At 72.1% G+C, this 17,379-nt stretch carries 12 protein-coding genes and 8 pseudogenes; 15 read left to right on the top strand and 5 right to left on the bottom strand.

The genetic code is table 11. The annotated features are described in order from the left end of the window. Positions 1 to 108: 108 nt before the first annotated feature. The 12 genes and pseudogenes from G5V59_RS09390 (at position 109) to G5V59_RS09345 (ending at position 10,065) form a co-directional block, all read left to right on the top strand. The gene (locus G5V59_RS09390; RefSeq protein ID WP_341351168.1) at positions 109 to 345 is read left to right on the top strand and encodes a hypothetical protein; all 237 of its coding nucleotides are present in this window, start codon (positions 109 to 111) and stop codon (positions 343 to 345) included. Next, positions 345 to 1,319, top strand: a pseudogene (gene nusA, locus G5V59_RS09385) (transcription termination factor NusA). Before G5V59_RS09390 ends, nusA begins: the two are co-directional and overlap by 1 nt. Positions 1,320 to 1,369: 50 nt before the next feature. Beyond that, complete coding sequence (locus G5V59_RS09380) at positions 1,370 to 1,738, top strand: YlxR family protein (RefSeq protein ID WP_278256268.1); 369 nt, start codon at positions 1,370 to 1,372, stop codon at positions 1,736 to 1,738. An 83-nt stretch (positions 1,739 to 1,821) separates the two neighbouring features. Then, positions 1,822 to 4,688: pseudogene (infB, locus tag G5V59_RS09375) on the top strand (translation initiation factor IF-2). Positions 4,689 to 4,768: 80 nt separating this feature from the next. Continuing rightward, positions 4,769 to 4,897, top strand: coding sequence for a hypothetical protein (locus tag G5V59_RS36255; RefSeq protein WP_341350893.1), 129 nt, complete (start codon positions 4,769 to 4,771; stop codon positions 4,895 to 4,897). Continuing rightward, on the top strand, positions 4,872 to 5,231 hold the full coding sequence (locus G5V59_RS09370; protein WP_341350892.1) for a ribosome-binding factor A: 360 nt from the start codon (positions 4,872 to 4,874) through the stop codon (positions 5,229 to 5,231). The genes G5V59_RS36255 and G5V59_RS09370 overlap by 26 nt, the downstream gene beginning before the upstream one ends. After that, positions 5,232 to 6,098 (top strand): annotated as a pseudogene (gene truB / locus G5V59_RS09365) (tRNA pseudouridine(55) synthase TruB). It abuts the gene before it with no gap. 103 nt (positions 6,099 to 6,201) lie between these two features. Then, positions 6,202 to 6,528: pseudogene (locus tag G5V59_RS36250) on the top strand (bifunctional riboflavin kinase/FAD synthetase); the annotation flags it as partial. Further along, positions 6,527 to 7,072: a riboflavin kinase gene (locus G5V59_RS36245; RefSeq protein ID WP_341351167.1), complete on the top strand. Its 546-nt coding sequence runs from the start codon at positions 6,527 to 6,529 to the stop codon at positions 7,070 to 7,072. The pseudogene G5V59_RS36250 and the gene G5V59_RS36245, both read left to right, overlap by 2 nt. Before the next feature lies 1 nt (position 7,073). Continuing rightward, positions 7,074 to 8,879, top strand: a complete 1,806-nt coding sequence (locus G5V59_RS09355) for a hypothetical protein (protein ID WP_278256267.1) — start codon at positions 7,074 to 7,076, stop codon at positions 8,877 to 8,879. A gap of 33 nt (positions 8,880 to 8,912) precedes the next feature. Next, positions 8,913 to 9,308: pseudogene (locus tag G5V59_RS36240) on the top strand (molybdopterin-dependent oxidoreductase); the annotation flags it as partial. 82 nt (positions 9,309 to 9,390) lie between these two features. Next, positions 9,391 to 10,065, top strand: coding sequence for a molybdopterin-dependent oxidoreductase (locus tag G5V59_RS09345; protein ID WP_278256266.1), 675 nt, complete (start codon positions 9,391 to 9,393; stop codon positions 10,063 to 10,065). A gap of 19 nt (positions 10,066 to 10,084) precedes the next feature. On the opposite strand, the gene G5V59_RS09340 is transcribed toward G5V59_RS09345, so the two are convergent. The 4 genes and pseudogenes from G5V59_RS09340 to G5V59_RS09325 all read right to left on the bottom strand — a co-directional run. Continuing rightward, on the bottom strand, positions 10,085 to 10,252 hold the full coding sequence (locus G5V59_RS09340) for a hypothetical protein (RefSeq protein ID WP_278256265.1): 168 nt from the start codon (positions 10,250 to 10,252) through the stop codon (positions 10,085 to 10,087). Then, on the bottom strand, positions 10,249 to 10,842 hold the full coding sequence (locus G5V59_RS09335) for a molybdopterin dinucleotide binding domain-containing protein (RefSeq protein ID WP_278256264.1): 594 nt from the start codon (positions 10,840 to 10,842) through the stop codon (positions 10,249 to 10,251). Before G5V59_RS09335 ends, G5V59_RS09340 begins: the two co-directional genes overlap by 4 nt. Positions 10,843 to 11,248: 406 nt before the next feature. Further along, a pseudogene (locus G5V59_RS09330) lies at positions 11,249 to 11,929 on the bottom strand (molybdopterin-dependent oxidoreductase); the annotation flags it as partial. A 232-nt stretch (positions 11,930 to 12,161) separates the two neighbouring features. Continuing rightward, a pseudogene (locus G5V59_RS09325) lies at positions 12,162 to 12,557 on the bottom strand (molybdopterin-dependent oxidoreductase); the annotation flags it as partial. 266 nt (positions 12,558 to 12,823) lie between these two features. Between G5V59_RS09325 and rpsO the strand changes: the two are divergent. The 3 genes and pseudogenes from rpsO to G5V59_RS09310 all read left to right on the top strand — a co-directional run bounded on the left by rpsO (position 12,824) and on the right by G5V59_RS09310 (position 16,686). Then, positions 12,824 to 13,099: a 30S ribosomal protein S15 gene (rpsO, locus tag G5V59_RS09320; protein ID WP_136561187.1), complete on the top strand. Its 276-nt coding sequence runs from the start codon at positions 12,824 to 12,826 to the stop codon at positions 13,097 to 13,099. A gap of 149 nt (positions 13,100 to 13,248) precedes the next feature. After that, a pseudogene (locus G5V59_RS09315) lies at positions 13,249 to 15,504 on the top strand (polyribonucleotide nucleotidyltransferase). Between the two features lie 171 nt (positions 15,505 to 15,675). Continuing rightward, positions 15,676 to 16,686 (top strand): pitrilysin family protein, encoded by a 1,011-nt coding sequence (locus tag G5V59_RS09310; RefSeq protein ID WP_278259741.1) that lies wholly within the window; start codon positions 15,676 to 15,678, stop codon positions 16,684 to 16,686. Between the two features lie 109 nt (positions 16,687 to 16,795). Here G5V59_RS09310 and G5V59_RS09305 read toward each other — a convergent pair whose 3' ends face one another. Then, entirely contained in the window at positions 16,796 to 17,374 is a 579-nt protein-coding gene (locus G5V59_RS09305) for a BCCT family transporter (protein WP_278259740.1), read from the bottom strand. Positions 17,375 to 17,379 lie beyond the last annotated feature (5 nt).

Raw genomic sequence — 17,379 nt, 5'->3', positions numbered from 1 at the left:
TCGACGACGTGGCAGCCGCGACGAAGGTCATCGACAAGATCCTCGAGGGCGACGCCTCCGCGGTGATGGGCGAGCCTGCCCTACACCCTGGAGGTCACCTCCCGCGGCGTGGACCGGCCGCTCACGCTGCCGCGGCACTGGCGGCGCAACGCCGGACGCCTGGTCAAGGTGAGCCTGGCCGACGACACCACGCTCACCGGCCGGATCGGCGACTCCGACGAGGAGGCCGTGAGCGTGGACGTGGACGGCGCCGAGCGACGGGTGCCCTATGCGGACGTGCGCAAGGCGCTCGTCCAGATCGAGTTCAACCGCAAGACCAGCGACGACGAGAAGGACGCCGAGTGATGGACATCGACCTGAACATCCTGCGCACGCTGGAGCGGGAGAAGGAGATCAAGTTCGACGTCCTCGTCGAGGCGATCGAGCAGGCTCTGCTGACGGCGTACCACAAGACCGAGGGCTCGGTCGCCCAGGCGCGGGTGGAGACCCGACCGCAAGAGCGGGCACGTCAGCGTGCTCGCCGCGGAGCCTGGACGGCGAGGGCAACAAGGTCGGGGAGTACGACGACACGCCCGCCGACTTCGGCCGGATCGCCGCGACGACGGCCAAGCAGATCATGCTGCAGCGCCTGCGCGACGCCGAGGACGAGATCAGGTTCGGTGAGTTCTCCGGCAAGGAGGGCGACATCGTCTCCGGCATCATCCAGCAGGGCCGCAACCCCGACGACGTGCTCGTCGACCTCGGCAGGCTCGAGGCCCAGCGCGCCCTCGAGCGAGCGGGTGCCGGGGGAGGACTACAGCCACGGCACCCGGATCAAGTGCCTGGTCGTCTCGGTCCGCAAGGGCATGCGCGGCCCCCAGATCACGCTCTCCCGCTCGCACCCGAACCTGGTCAAGAAGGCTCTTCGCCCTCGAGGTCCCCGAGATCGCCGACGGCACCGTGGAGATCGCCGCCCTCGCCCGCGAGGCGGGGCATCGCACGAAGATCGCGGTGCGCTCGACCGTCTCCGGCGTCAACGCGAAGGGTGCCTGCATCGGTCCGATGGGCCAGCGGGTGCGCAACGTGATGTCGGAGCCTGCACGGCGAGAAGATCGACATCGTGGACTGGTCCGAGGACCCGGCGGCGCTGGTCGCGCACGCGCTCTCGCCCGCCCAGGTGCAGTCGGTGACGGTCGTGGACGCCGCGGCGAAGTCGGCGCGGGTCGTCGTACCGGACTTCCAGGCTGTCGCTGGCCATCGGCAAGGAGGGCCAGAACGCCCGTCTCGCCGCCCGGCTCACCGGCTGGCGCATCGACATCCACTCCGACGAAGAGGCCTGAGCCACGCCGGTTCGGTCCCTCGACCGGACAGGCGGTAGAGTTGAGCCTCGGTGGCTCGCCGACTGAAATCTTCCGCACGCCCGGACGCACTCCCCTCCACGGGGCCCGTCCGGACGTGCATCGGATGCAGGCAGCGGGCCGCCAAATGCGAGTTGTTGCGGCTGACCGCCGGCTCGGGGACCGACGGCCCGCTCGTCGTGCTCCCCGATCCTGACGCCAGCGCGCCGGGCCGTGGAGCGCACCTGCACCCCACGACCGGCTGCTACGACCTCGCGGTGCGGCGGAAAGCCTTCTCCCGTGCGCTCCGGGTCACTCCGGGTGCGGGTGGGCTGTCCACTGCGCCGGTGGGGGAGTACGTCGCCTCGCGGACCGATCCGACCGACAGAAACTGGAGCAACAGACTCATGAGCACTCGATGAGTACCTCGCGATGAGCCAGTTCGTTCTGCACCACCCACCAACGGTCTGAGATCCACCCCCGGGTCTCGGCCAGAAGGAGAACCGTGGCCAAGACCCGAGTTTCCGAACTCGCGAAGCAGTACGGCATCCCCAGCAAGGAAGCGCTGGAGAAGGCTGAGCGCGATCGGTGAGTTCGCCAAGACGGCGTCCTCCAGCATCGAGGCTCCCCCGCCGTGAAGAAGTTCGAGGCGACCTACGGCGCCGAGCCTGCTCGCCAACATGAAGCCTGCCGGCGACGCCCCCGAGGCGCCCGCCAAGGCGGCGCCCAAGCCCGCCCCGGCCAAGAAGGCCGCCGCGCCGGCGCCCGCCGCCCCCGAGGCTCCGGCCGCCCCCGAGGCGCCCGCTGCCGCCGCCCCCGAGGCGCCTGCCGCCCCGGAGGCACCCGCCGCCGACAAGCCGGCCGCGCCGCGTCCGGGCCCGCGTCCGGGCCCGAAGGCGCCGGCCGAGAAGCCGGCTCCGGAGGCCCCCGAGGCACCCGAGGCTCCGGCCGCCGAGGCGCCCGCCGCCCCGGCAGCCCCGGCAGCCCCCAAGCCGGGTGCGCCCAAGCCCAAGGCCCCCGCCCCGGCCCCGCGCCCGGTCGGCAAGCCCAGCGGCACCCCGCGCCCCGGCAACAACCCGTTCGCGCCCAGCCAGGGCATGGGCCGTCGTCCCGCCCCGCCGCCGCGCGAGGGCGAGGCCGGTCCGGCCGGCCCGCGTCCGCCGGCCGGTGCCGGCGGTGGGCGTCCGGGCATGCCGCGTCCCAACCCGGCGATGATGCCGAAGTCCCCGGCCGCCTTCGGCGCCGGTCCCGGCGGTCGTGGTCCGGGTCGTCCCGGTGGTGGCGGCGGTCGTCCCGGTGGCGGTGCCCCCGGTCGTGGCGGTGCTCCGGGTCGTCCCGGCGCCGGTGCGGGTGCGGGCGCTCCCGGTCGTGGTCCCGGTGGCTTCGGCCCCGGTGGCGGCGGTCGTCCCGGTGGCGGTCGTCCCGGCCAGCGTGGCCAGACCCAGGGTGCCTTCGGGCGCCCCGGCGGTCCGGCCCGGCGGGGTCGCAAGTCCAAGCGGGCGCGTCGCCAGGAGTTCGAGGCCATGGAGGCCCCGACGATCGGCGGCATGCGGGTCCGCAAGGGCAACGGCGAGACCGTTCGCCTGGCGCGCGGCTCGTCCCTGACGGACTTCGCCGAGAAGATCGGTGTCGACGCCGCCTCGCTGGTGCAGATGCTCTTCCACATCGGCGAGATGGTCACGGCCACCCAGTCGGTGGGCGACGAGACGCTCGAGTCTGCTCGGTGAGGAGCTCAACTACGTCGTCGAGATCGTCTCCCCGGAGGACGAGGACCGCGAGCCTGCTCGAGACCTTCGACCTCGAGTTCGGCGCGGACGAGGGCGGCGAGGAGGACCTGGTCGTCCGGCCGCCGGTCGTGACCGTCATGGGTCACGTCGACCACGGAAAGACCAAGGCTCCTCGACGCGCTCCGCGACGCCAACGTCGTGGCCGGCGAGGCCGGTGGCATCACCCAGCACATCGGTGCCTACCAGGTCCACACCGAGGTCGACGGCAACGACCGCCGGATCACCTTCATCGACACCCCGGGTCACGAGGCGTTCACCTCGATGCGTGCCCGTGGTGCGCAGGCGACCGACATCGCCGTCCTGGTGGTCGCCGCCGACGACGGCGTCATGCCGCAGACGGTCGAGGCGCTCAACCACGCGCGGGCGGCCAACGTCCCGATCGTGGTCGCGGTCAACAAGATCGACAAGGAGACCGCCGACCCCACGAAGGTCCGCGGACAGGCTTCTCCGAGTACGGCCTGGTGCCCGAGGAGTACGGCGGCGACGCGATGTTCGTCGACGTCTCGGCCAAGGCCGGGCTGCACCTCGACAAGGCTGCTCGAGGCGATCGTCCTGACGGCCGACGCCTCGCTCGACCTGCGGGCCAACCCCGTGCAGGACGCGCAGGGCCCTGGTCATCGAGGCGCACCTCGACCGCGGTCGCGGTCCGGTCGCCACGATCCTCGTCCAGCGCGGCACGCTGCGCGTGGGTGACTCGATCGTCGCCGGTCCGGCCCACGGCCGGGTCCGCGCGATGCTCGACGAGCACGGCAACGAGCTCGAGCGAGGCCGACCCGGCCCGTCCGGCGATGGTTCTCGGCCTCTCGTCCGTCCCGGGCGCCGGCCAGAACTTCCTCGTCGTCGAGGACGACCGGATGGCGCGCCAGATCGCCGAGAAGCGGGAGGCGCGCGAGCGGGCCGCCCTGCAGGCCAAGCGCCGCGTGCGTCGTACCCTCGAGGACTTCATGGCCTCCATGGAGAAGGGCGAGAGCCAGGAGCTCAACCTCATCCTCAAGGGCGACGTGTCCGGTTCCGTCGAGGCTCTCGAGGACGCCCTCGCCCAGATCGACGTGGGCGAGGAGGTCAGCCTGCGGGTCATCGACCGCGGTGTCGGTGCGATCACCGAGACCAACGTCGACCGGCCGCCGCTTCCGACGCCATCATCATCGGCTTCAACGTCCGGCCCCAGGGCAAGGCGGGCCAGATGGCGGAGAAGGAAGGCGTCGAGATCCGCTACTACTCGGTCATCTACCAGGCGATCGAGGAGATCGAGGCGGCCCTCAAGGGCATGCTCAAGCCGGAGTACGAGGAGCACGCGCTCGGCCAGGCGGAGATCCGCGCGATCTTCCGCTCCTCCAAGATCGGCAACATCGCGGGCTGCATGGTCATCGACGGTGTCATCCGCCGCAACGCCAAGGTGCGTGTGCTGCGCGACGGCGCCGTGGTGGCCGACAACCTCGACCTCGCCTCGCTCAAGCGGGAGAAGGACGACGCGGCCGAGGTCCGGGAAGGCTTCGAGTGCGGTCTCGTGCTCCGCAACTTCCAGGACATCAAGGAGGGCGACATCGTCCAGGCCTTCGAGATGCGGGAGATCCCGCGGGGCTGACCCCCGCACCACTGTTGTGCCGCCCGTCCCGGTCCTGCCGGGGCGGGCGGCGCGGCCGTTCTACTGATAGGAAATGACTCATGGCCAGCCCGCGCGTGCGCAAGATCGCCGACCGGATCCAGGTGATCGTCGCCGAGTTCGTTGGAGCGACGGATCAAGGACCCGCGCCTCGGGTTCGTCACCGTGACCGAGGTCCGGCTCACCGGTGACGCCCAGAACGCCACCGTCTACTACACCGTCCTCGGCGAGGACGCCGACCAGCAGGCGAGTGCCCAGGCGCTGGAGTCGGCCCGCGGGATGATCCGCTCCGAGGTCGGCAAGCGGCTGGGGATGCGCACGGTCCCGACGATCGCCTTCGAGTTCGACGGCATCCCGGAGTCCGCGCGCCACCTCGACGAGGTGCTCGCCAAGGCCCGCGAGGCGGACGCCGCCGTGGCCGCCGCGCGCGAGGGTGCGCAGCCCGCCGGCGAGGCCGACCCGTACAAGAAGCCGCGCGAGGTCGACGAGGACCTGGACGAGGCTGTCGAGGACGACGAGGCCTGAGTGGCTTCCGTCCCCTCCGGGCTGGTCGTCGTCGACAAGCCCGCCGGGATGACCTCCCACGCGGTGGTCGCCCGCGTCCGTCGTACGCTCGGTACCCGGAAGGTCGGTCATGCCGGCACCCTCGACCCGATGGCGACCGGGGTGCTGGTCCTCGGCATCGAGCGGGCGACCCGGCTGCTCGGGCACCTGATGCTGACCGAGAAGACCTACTCCGCCACCGTCCGGCTCGGCCAGGCCACCACCACCGACGACGCCGAGGGGGAGGTCACCTCGAGCGCCTCCGCCGCGGAGGTCACCGAGGAGGCCGTGCGCACGGCGCTCGAGGCGTTCCGCGGCGAGATCGAGCAGGTTCCCTCGACCGTCTCGGCGATCAAGGTGGACGGGCAGCGGGCCTACGCCCGGGCCCGCGCCGGTGAGGAGGTCGAGCTGAAGGCCCGGCCGGTGACGATCCACGAGGTCGCGGCGGACGGCTTCCGTCGTGAGGGCGGGCTGCTCGACCTCGACATCCGGGTGCGCTGCTCCAGCGGGACCTACATCCGCGCCATCGCCCGCGACCTCGGCGCCGTGCTCGGCGTCGGCGGGCACCTGACCGCGCTGCGCCGCCATGCGGTGGGCGCGTTCACCCTGGACGCCGCGAACACCGACCTCGACGAGCTTCACCCCTCACCCCGTTGGCCGAGGCGGCCCGGGCGTCCTTCCCGGCGCTCGACCTCGACGGGGAGCAGGCGCAGGCGGTCCGGTACGGGCGCCCGCTGCCGCTCGACATCACGGAGCCTGACCGCGGTCTTCGCCCCGGACGGGGAGTTCCTGGCGCTCTACCAGCCGCACGGCAAGGTCTCGAAGCCCGCGGCGGTGTTCGTCGGCTGAACCCCGGTATGGAAGAGTTGCCGCCGTGCGAGTGTGGCGCGACTTCTCCGAGGTGCCGAGCGAGACCGGCCGCACGGTGGTGACGATCGGGAACTTCGACGGCATGCACCTGGGCCACCAGCACGTCGTACGACGCGCGCGGGAGGTAGCCGCGGAGGTCGGGGTCGACCAGGTGGTCGCCGTGACCTTCGACCCGCACCCGATCGCGGTGCTGCGCCCCGAGCACGCCCCGCCGACGCTCACCACGATCGACCAGCGGCTGCGGTTGCTCGGTGAGTCGGGGGTGGACGACGTGCTCGTCATCCCGTTCTCCCGCGAGATCGCCTCCTGGACGCCCGCGGAGTTCATCCAGCGGATCCTGCTCGACACCCTGCACGTGAAGGCCGTGGTGGTCGGAGCGAACTTCCGCTTCGGCAACCGCGCCGCAGGTGACTGCAACCTGCTGCGCGCCGCGGGCGCCGAGCACGACTTCGTGCTCGAGGAGGTCAGCCTCGACGGCGGCCCGCAGGTGTGGTCCTCGACGTACGTGCGCACCTGCCTGGCCGCCGGCGACGTGTCCGGCGCCGCGGAGGCGCTGGGCCGGGCGTTCACGACCCGCGGCGTGGTGGTCGAGGGCGACAAGCGCGGGCGCGAGCCTGGGCTACCCGACGGCCAACGTGCCGGTGCGCCCGGGCGCCGCCGCCCCCGCCGACGGGGTCTACGCCGGACGGCTGACCGTGCTCGACGGCCCGGACGCGGGCGCGACGTACCCGGCGGCGATCAGTGTGGGCACCAACCCGACCTTCGCGGGGGAGCGGGATCGGCGGGTGGAGTCCTACGTCCTGGACCGCACCGACCTGGAGTTCTACGGCCACGAGGTCGAGGTGGCCTTCGTCGAACGACTGCGCGGGATGGTGCAGTTCGCCTCGGTGGAGGACCTGCTGGAGGCGATGGCCGGTGACGTGGCGCGGGCCCGGACGATCCTCGCGGGCTGAGATGAGCCTCCCGGACGACGTGCCCGCCGCCGAGCGGTGGTTCGTCGACCACGGCCTGCCCTACTTCGTCGACGGCTACCGCGCCGGGGTCGCCCGCGGGCTGCGCCGGGGCCGCCTGGTCGTGGTGTTCGCGGTCGCGGTGGTGCTCGGCGCCGTTGCCGGTGTGGCGGTGGGCGCGGGCTGGGGCGCGGCCGCGGGGCTCGGCGCCGCGCTGACGGGGGCCGGGGTCGTCCTGGCGGTGTACGCCGTCGCGACCCTGCGGGCCTGGATGGTGGTGGGTTGGGCGGTGCGCCGCACCCTCGGCTCGCTCGGCCTGGTGCTGCCGCTGGTCACGCGGGCGCTGCCGCTGCTGCTGCTCTTCATGACCTTCCTGTTCATCAACACCGAGGTCTGGCAGGTCGCCTCCAGCCTCGACGGCGGCGTCCTGTGGGTCTCGGTGTTGCTCTTCGCAGCGATCGCGGTCGGCTTCCTGCTCACCCGTCTGCCCGAGGAGCCTGGAGAGCGTCGACCCCGACGTGCGTGGCCTGGAGCGCGCCAACCTCCTGCTGGTCCTGCTGGTCGCGCAGGTGGTCCAGGTGCTGCTCCCGGCGCTCGCGGTCTACGCCTTCTTCCTCGTCTTCGGCATCGTGGCGATGGAGCCCTCGGTCATCACCACCTGGCTCGGTCACGCACCCGAGCCGCCGAACGGCCCGATCGGCGACTGGCTGGGGGAGCGGCTGAGCCTGGAGCTGCTGCGGGTCTCGACCTTCCTGGCGGCGTTCAGCGGTCTCTACTTCACGGTGTACGCCGTCACGGACGAGCTCTACCGCAAGCAGTTCTTCACCTCGGTGATCGCCGAGCCTGGAGCAGGCGGTCGAGGCACGGACCTCCTACCGCGCGTTGCGGGCGCAGGAGCCCCCGCGATGACGCCGGTGGTCCTGGACTGCGACACCGGCACCGACGACGCGGTCGCGATCCTGCTGGCCGCACTCCACCCGGACCTGCACCTGCTCGGCGTGACGACGGTGTGGGGCAACCACGACGTGCGGGACACCACCGACAACACCCTGCGCGTGCTCGACCTCCTCGGCCGGGGCGACATCGGGGTGCACCCGGGCCGCAACGAGCCGGTCCGGCCGCGGATCGCGCCGCTTCCCAGCGGGCGTGCGGACCTGCCGCCGGCCCTCGACCTGCCGGCGCCGGTCTCGACCGCCGGGGCAGAGGCGGTGGAGTGGCTGGTGGCGACCCTGCGGGAGACGACCGAGCAGGTGGCGCTGGTCGCGACCGGCCCGCTGAGCAACCTCGCCGCCGCGCTCGCCGCCGACCGCTCGCTCGTCGGCTCCGTCGCTCGGCTGGTCGTGCTGGGCGGGACGCACCGCCGGGCCGGCGTCACGCCGTACGCCGAGCGGAACGTGTGGTGCGACCCCGAGGCCGCCGCCGACGTGCTCGCCGCCCGCTGGAGCGACCTGCTGCTGGTCACCATGGACGCGACCTTCTCCGCGCCGCTCGACACCGCCGACGCCGCGCAGCCTGCGAGCCGTGGGCACCCCGGCCGGGACCGTCGCGGCGGACCTCGTCGACGCCCGGATCGCCTGGTACGACGGCCCCGCGCCGCTCCACGACCCGCTGGCCGTCGCGGCCCTGGTCGCGCCGGAGCCTGCTGACCACGCTGCGCGCCACGGTGCAGGTGGAGCGCACCGACCCGGAGCGCTACGGCGCCACCGCCTTCGCCGCCGAGCCGGACGAGCGGCGCGGCCGGGCCACCGTGGCCGTGCGAGCCGACCACGACGCCTACCTCGGACTGCTCCGCGACACGCTCGGACCTTAACTGCACTAAGTCGATCGTGTTAATCTCCTGGCCATGGAGATCGGACTGCGACGACGTTCCGTGCTCGGCCTCCCGGTGGCAGGCCTCGCCGCCGCCGGGGTCGCCCAGCTCCCCTCCCCGCGGGCCTGGGCCGGCGCACCGGCGATCCTCAAGCCGCTCCCGCCGGAGTGGTTCGTCGACTACGGCACCAATGCCGAGATGCGCTGGGCCTCGGTGGACCCGCGCGAGCAGCGCACCTCGCAGGCCCGGCTGTTCGTGCGCAACCACACCCGGACGCCGCAGATCGACCCGGCGTCGTACCGGTTGACGATCGCGGGGGACGGCCTGCGCGAGCCCGCCGGGGTGAGCCTGGGCCTGGCCGAGCTCAAGCGGCGCTTCCGGCACGTCGAGGTGGCCGCCGTGCACGAGTGCACCGGCAACGGCCGCAGACTTCTACGACACCCAGCAGGGCACGAAGGCCTCAGGCACCGCCTGGACCCTCGGTGCCGTCGGCTCGGTCACCTGGCAGGGTGTGCGCCTGCGCGAGGTGCTGCGCTGGGCCGGGCTGCGGCCCGAGGCGGTCTCGGTGCAGGGCGTCGGCCTCGACGACGAGTACGTGGACAAGGGCGAGAACCTTGGTCACGTGCGCCGCCCGTTCCCCATCGCCAAGGCGCTCGACGACGCGCTGCTCGCGTGGGGGGCGAACGGTGAGCCGCTGCTGCCCGACCACGGCTTCCCGCTGCGGCTGGTGCTGCCCGGGTGGGTCGGCATCGCCAGCATCAAGTGGCTCGGCTCGCTGGAGGTCTCGACCTCCGAGTCGACCTCGCCGTGGAACACCCGGTGGTACAACATCGGCGGCCCGCTCACCGTCAACCCGGTCCGCTCCGCCTGGGAGCCTGCCGTGGAACGCCACGCTCGCGGCCGGTCGCCCGGTCGTGCTCACCGGCCGCTCGTGGTCCGGAGCGGCGCCGATCGCCCGGGTGGAGGTCAGCACCGACGGGGGCACGACGTGGCAGCGCGCCCGGCTGCGCCCGGAGACCGGGCGTCGTACCGAGGGGCACGGGTGGACGCGTTGGACGCACACCTGGCACCGCCCCTCCGCGGGCAGCCACCAGCCTGCTGGCCCGGGCCACGGACCTGCGCGGGCGCACCCAGCCGGACGTGGCCGCCTTCAACCCCAACGGCTACTTCTTCGACGCCGTGGTGAAGCACCCGGTCACGGTCGCCTAGGCACGCCCTAGTCCTGGACCCGTCCGCGGAGCCTGCTTGGTCTGCCCGCGCTGGCGCTTGGCCTCCAGCCGCCGCTCCTTGGAGCCACGGCTGGGCTTCGTCGCGCGGCGCGGCGGAGGCGGCGGCGCCAGCAGGCTCCCGGATCCGGGCGGCCAGCCGCTCACGGGCGGCGTTGCGGTTGCGCAGCCTGGGAGCGGTGCTCGTGCGCGACGACGCTGATCGGGCTGGTGAGCCGGGCGCGCTGGCGCTCGTCCAGCACGGCCGACGTCCGCGGGTCCCAGGCCAGGCTCGACCCGGGTGTCGGAGGTGTTGACCGACTGCCCGCCGGGCCCGGGGGAGCGGGAGAAGCGCTCGACCAGGCTCGCCGTCGGGAACGACGAGACCCGCGGGCAGGCCGGGGCCGGGTGGGACGCTCAGGTCCATTCAGCCTGACGGTGACCGGTACGCCGGACAGGGCCGCGTTGCCCGACACGTCCAGTCGCTCGGGGTCGGTCAGGTCGTTGATCGACACGCCCGCGACCCTGCTCGCGATGCCCAGGCGCACTCCCTCGCGCTGGTGGCCGTAGCCGTGGGGGAGCGAGACCACGCCGGGCATCACGTCCTCGGTGGCCTTCACCTCCACCTCGACCTTGCCCACGCGGGAGGTCACCGTGACCAGGGTGCCGTCGACCAGGCCGCGGGCGTCGAGGTCGGCGGGGTGCATGAGCAGGTGGTGGCGCGGTCTTCCCTTGGTGAGCCGGTCGGTGTTGTGCATCCACGAGTTGCAGTCGCGCTGGTGCCGGCGGCCGATGAGCAGCAGACTCGTCGCCGCTGGGCGCCTCCTGGGCGCGCAGCCGGGCCAGGTCGCCGGCGACGAGGTCCGGCAGGGCGGCGATCCGCTTGTCCTTGGTGAACAGCCGCCCGGGCAAGCTTGGTCCGGGCGCAGCGCACCGATGTCGACGCCCTCGGGGTGCTTGCGGAGCCTGGCTGATGGTCACGCCGGACTTCCCGGTGCGCAGCAGCATCCCGATGATGAACGACGGGCTGAGCCGCAGGCGCGCCGCGGTCAGCAGCCGGCGCTTGAGCGGCGCCTTGCGCTCCAGCCGCTTGCTGACGCGGAGGTAGAGGTCGCGGAAGATCTCCCAGTCGTGGCGCTGGTCGCGGTCCTTGGGGAAGATCGCCGGGGTGAACCGGGCGGTGTCGCGGACCGCGAGCACGTGGAACGGCAGGTCGTAGTGGTCGCGCTCCAGCAGCGTGGTCGGCGGCAGGATCACGTCGGCGTGCCGGGTCGTCTCGTTGAGGTAGATGTCCACCGCCGCGCAGAAGTCCAGGCCCTCCAGCGCCTTGTCGAGCGCACCACCGTCGGGCGTGGAGAGCACGGGGTTGCCGGCGATCGTGAGCAGGGCGCGCACCCGGCCCTCGCCGGGCGTCTCGATCTCCTCGCGCAGCACCGAGACCGGCAAGCTCGCCGCCGAACTCCGGCGCCTGCCGCACCCGCGAGCGGAACCGGTCGTAGTGCCCGCGTCCCAGCAGTCCGCGCCCCACGGCGTCGACCGCGGGGGAGGTGAGCATCGCGCCGCCGACCCGGTCGGTGTTGCCGGTGACCAGGTTGAGCAGCCTGCACCGCCCACTGGCAGACGAGCCCGAACTCCTGGGTCGAGACCCCCATCCGGCCGTACGCCGCGGCTCCGTCGGCCGCCGCCAGGCTCTCGCGCCACCCGCACGACGACCTCGGCCGGCACCCCGCTCGCCTGCTCGGCGGCCTCGGGGGTGAAGCCGGCGAGCGCCTGCTCGACCGCGTCCAGCCCCTCGACGTACGACGGCGGGGTGGTCAGGCCCTCCGCGAACAGCGTGTGCAGCATCGCCAGCAGCACCCAGGCATCGGTGCCGGGCCGGACGAAGTGGTGCTCGTCGGCGACCCGGGCTGTCTCGGTGCGGCGCGGGTCGAACACGACCATCCGCCCACCGCGCGCCTGCAGACTCGCGCAGCCGGCCGGGGAAGTCCGGCACCGTCATCAGCGAGCCGTTGGACGCCATCGGGTTGGCGCCGAAGACCAGGAAGTACGACGTGCGGTCGATGTCCGGCACCGGCAGCAGCAAGCTGGTGGCCGTAGAGCAGGTGGCCGATGAGCCTGGTGGGGGAGCCTGGTCGACCGAGGTCGCGCTGAACTTGTTGTGCGTGCGGAAGGACTGCGTCACGGCGATCCCGTGGGTCAGCGCGCCCAGGCTGTGCGCGTTCGGGTTGCCGAGGTAGAGCGCGAGGGCGTCGTCGCCGTGCTCGTTGATCGTGCGCGCGATCCCCTCGGCCACGAGGTCCAGCGCCTCGTCCCAGCCGATCTCCTCCCACCGCGCGTCGGCGCCGCGGCCGGTGCGTCGTACCGGCCGGCGCAGGCGGTCGGGATCGGCGTGGATGTCGCCGATGGCGACGCCCTTGGGGCAGATGTGCCCACGCGAGAGCGGGTCGTCCGGGTTGCCGCGAGCGCCGGTCACCCGGCCGTCCTCGATGGTCAGGAGGAGCCCGCAGGTCGCCTCGCACAGGTTGCACACGCCGATCCGCTGCTCTGCCACGCTGGCATCGTCACACGTCGTGCCGGGGGAGCGCCATCACCCCCCGGCGTCATCGCGGGTCAAGGATTCGGTTGCCTCGCAGACCCGCTGTTAGCCTTGTGCGGTTGCCGTCAGAACGGCCGCGGATCAAGAGAGCCTCCAGGATTTCAGGCTGGGGCGCCGCGCAACGAGCGAACCGAGGAGAACTCATGGCAGTCGGAACCGACGCTGAGACCAAGAAGAAGATCATCGCCGAGTACGGCACCACCGAGGGTGACACCGGTTCGCCGGAGGTCCAGATCGCGCTGCTCTCGCACCGCATCAGCCACCTGACCGAGCACCTCAAGAAGCACAAGCACGACCACCACAGCCGTCGTGGCCTGCTGCTCCTCGTCGGCCAGCGCCGCCGTCTCCTCAACTACCTGAAGAAGACCGAGATCGAGCGCTACCGCTCGATCGTCGAGCGCCTGGGCCTGCGTCGTTGATCTGAACGACCGAAGATGCACTCGAACGGGTGACCCCACGCGGGGTCGCCCGTTCTGCATTTCGCCTCCGGCTCGATAGTGTGGCCGGTGACAATCACGTCCATTCCCGCGGGGCAACGCGTCCCGCACGTTCGAATAAGAGAAAACAGTTGACTGAACCCGTCATCTCCGAGGTCGAGACCGTTCTCGACAACGGCAAGTTCGGCACCCGCACCGTCAAGTTCGAGACGGGCGTCCTCGCCCGCCAGGCCGCCGGATCGGTGAGCGCCTACCTCGACGGCGACACCATGCTGCTGTCGGCGACCACCGCCGGCAAGCACCCGAAGGACCACTTCGACTTCTTCCCGCTCACCATCGACGTCGAGGAGCGGATGTATGCCGCGGGCCGGATCCCCGGCTCGTTCTTCCGTTCCGAGGGTCGACCCGGTGAGGACGCGATCCTCGCGTGCCGCCTCATCGACCGCCCGCTGCGCCCGACCTTCAAGAAGGGCCTGCGCAACGAGGTCCAGGTCGTCATCACCGTCATGGCGCTCAACCCCGACACGCCGTACGACGTGCTCGCGATCAACGCCGCCTCGCTGTCCACCCAGGCTCTCCGGCCTGCCGTTCAGCGGCCCGGTCGGCGCCACCCGGGTCGCCCTCATCGAGGGTCAGTGGGTCGCCTTCCCGACGCACAGCCAGCCTGGAGAAGGCCGTCTTCGACATGGTCGTCGCCGGCCGGGTCACCGACACCGGTGACGTCGCCATCATGATGGTCGAGGCCGAGGCCACCGAGGACGTCATCGAGCCTGGTCCGCGGCGGCGCGCAGGCGCCGACGGAGGAGGTCGTGGCCTCCGGCCTCGACGCCGCCAAGCCGTTCATCAAGCAGCCTGGTCGAGGCCCAGGTCGAGACTCGCCAACGTGGCCGCCAAGCCGGTCCAGGAGTTCCCGATCTTCCTCGACTTCGAGGACGACGTCCTGGAGGCCGTCGAGGCCGCCGTCGGTGCCGACGTCGCCGCGCTCTACAGCGTCAGCGGAGACCGTGAGCGCGCCCTGGGCAAGCAGGGAGCGCGATGCCGAGGGCGACCGCATCAAGGAGGCCCTCCTGGAGAAGCTCGGTGACCAGTTCGCCGGTCGCGAGAAGGAGGTCGGCGCGGCCTACAAGGCCGTGACCAAGCAGGCCATCCGCACGCAGGTGCTGCGCGACAAGGTCCGCATCGACGGCCGCGGCCTGGCCGACATCCGTCCGCTGCACGCCGAGGTCGACGTGATCCCGCGGGTCCACGGCTCGGCGCTGTTCGAGCGTGGCGAGACCCAGATCCTGGGCGTCACCACCCTCGACATGCTCAAGATGGAGCAGCAGATCGACACGCTGTCGCCGGAGAACCACCGGCGCTACATGCACAAGTACATCTTCCCGCCGTTCTCCACCGGAGAGACCGGCCGCGTCGGCTCGCCGAAGCGCCGCGAGGTCGGTCACGGCGCGCTCGCGCGTCGTGCGCTGCTGCCGGTGCTCCCGAACCGCGAGGAGTTCCCCTACGCCATCCGCCAGGCTCTCCGAGGCGATGGGCTCCAACGGCTCCACCTCGATGGGCTCGGTCTGCGCCTCGACCCTGTCGCTGCTGCAGGCCGGCGTCCCGCTGAAGGCCGCCGTCGCGGGCATCGCGATGGGTCTCATCTCGGGCGAGGTCGACGGCAAGACCGAGTATGTCGCGCTGACCGACATCCTCGGTGCCGAGGACGCCTTCGGCGACATGGACTTCAAGGTCGCCGGCACCAAGGAGTTCGTCACCGCGCTGCAGGCTCGACACCAAGCTCGACGGCATCCCGGCCGAGGTCCTCGCCAAGGCCCTCACCCAGGCCCGCGACGCCCGCCTGGCGATCCTCGAGGTGATGAACGAGGCCATCGACGCTCCCGAGGAGATGTCGGTCCACGCCCCGCGGATCATCACCGTCAAGGTGCCCGTGGACAAGATCGGCGAGGTCATCGGGCCCAAGGGCAAGGTCATCAACCAGGCTGCAGGACGACACCGGCGCCTCGATCTCGATCGAGGACGACGGCACGGTCTACATCGGTGCGACCAACGGCGAGGCGGCCGAGGCCGCCCGGGCCGCGATCAACGCGATCGCGAACCCGACGATGCCCGAGGTCGGCGAGCGCTACCTCGGCACCGTCGTCAAGACCACCAACTTCGGTGCCTTCATCGCGCTGATGCCGGGCAAGGACGGGCTGCTGCACATCAGCAGGCTGCGTGCCCTCGCCGGCGGCAAGCGCGTGGAGAACGTCGAGGACGTCGTCTCGGTCGGCCAGAAGATCCAGGTCGAGATCGGTGAGATCGACGACCGCGGCAAGCTCTCGCTCGTCCCCGTCGTCGAGGACGCCGAGGGCGACACGGAGTCCGCGGAGGAGTCCGAGGACGCGTGAGCACCACGTCCCGCACGTCGACGGCCGGTCAGCAGCACGCTGACCGGCCGTCGGCCGTTTCCCGCACGTCCACGCGCACCCTGGAGACGGTGCGTGACGAGGCGGGCCAGATCACCTCCGTCGTACGCCGCTCGCAAGCTGCCGTCGGGACTGCGGATCGTCACCGAGCAGATGGCCGGTGCCCGCTCGTCCTCGATCGGTGTGTGGGTGGGGGTCGGCTCGCGCGACGAGACCGCGACCACCCACGGCGCCTCCCACTTCCTCGAGCACCTGCTCTTCAAGGGGACCGGCGAGCGCTCCGCGCTGGACATCTCGATCGCCCTGGACGCGGTGGGCGGGGAGTTCAACGCCTTCACCGCCAAGGAGTACACCTGCTTCCACGCCCGGGTGCTCGCCGACGACCTGCCGCTGGCCGTCGACGTGCTGGGCGACATGATCACCGGCTCGACGATCGCCGCGCCCGACGTGGACGCCGAGCGCGACGTGATCCTCGACGAGATCGCGATGCACGACGACGACCCCGACGACGTGGTGCAGAACCTGCTCGCCGCGCTCGCCTGGGGTGAGCAGACCCCGCTGGGCCGGCCGATCGCGGGCACCGACGCCTCCATCGAGGCGATGACGCGCGCTCAGATCCGCCGGTTCTACCAGCGCCACTACGTGCCGGCCAACACGGTGATCTCGGTCGCCGGCGCGGTCGACCACGGTGCGCTGGTCAAGGCCGTGACCCAGGCGTTCGCCCGGCAGGACTGGCTGCGCGGGGAGTCCGCGCCCGTCGTACCGCGGGCGGCGGCGGGTGCGCGCCGGCCGAAGGTGTCGGCCGGAGCCGCCGAGGTGCACCGGCCCTTCGAGCAGGTCAACCTGGTCATCGGCCGCGAGGGCGTGACCCGGGAGGACGAGCGCCGCTACGCGCTGGGCGTGCTCAACACCGCCCTGGGTGGTGGTACGTCGAGCCGGCTCTTCCAGGAGGTCCGCGAGGTGCGCGGGCTGGCGTACTCGGTCTACTCCTTCGCCAGCCAGTACGCCGACTCCGGCCTGGTCGGTGTCGCGGTGGGCTGCCTGCCCGACCGCACGGAGGAGGTGCTCGCGGTGGTCCGTGAGCAGGCTGACGACGATCGCCTCCGAGGGGATCACCGCCGACGAGTCTCGCCCGCGGCAAGGGCGCGCTGGTGGGCGGGATGATCCTGGGCCTGGAGGACTCCGGCTCCCGGATGATGCGCCTGGGCAAGAACGAGCCTGGTCCACGGCCACGTGCTCGGCATCGACGAGGTGATCGCCCGGATCGAGGCGGTCACGCTCGACGACGTCCGGGAGGTCGCGGCGGAGGTGTTCGGCCGGCCCGAGTCTGCTCGCCGTGGTCGGACCCGCCTAGGAACGCGCAAGAGCGCGGCCCGCCCACCGGGTTCCGGTGGGTGGACCGCGCTCCGCGGCACGCTAGGAGCGGCCCTGGGCGGGCTCGGCCAGGCTCCGGCTCGCCGGGTGCGGGCTCCGGCTCCACCGACTCCACGGAGAGGGCGAAGTCGTCGCCGTGCTCGGTGACGCCGGCGATGACGGCCTGCTCGATGGCCTCCTCGCCGTAGCGCTTGCGGACCATCAGCGGGTCCTCGCGCAGGTCCTTCATCAGGGACGCCGCGAGCCCGATCATGATCACCACGAACGGCAGGGCAGCCACGATGGTGATCGTCTGCAGGCCCTCCAGTGCATCGGTGCCCCCGGCGAGCAGCATGACGGCGGCGACCGCGCCGGTGGCGACGCCCCAGAAGACGACGACCGGGCGGCGCGGCTCCGTCGTACCGCGCTCGGAGAGGCTGCCCATCACGATGGAGGCGGCGTCGGCGCCGGAGACGAAGAAGATCGCCACCAGGGCCATCACCA

It is taken from the genome of Nocardioides convexus (genome assembly GCF_011090295.1).
This window is presented reverse-complemented; position numbering and strand designations above follow the sequence as displayed.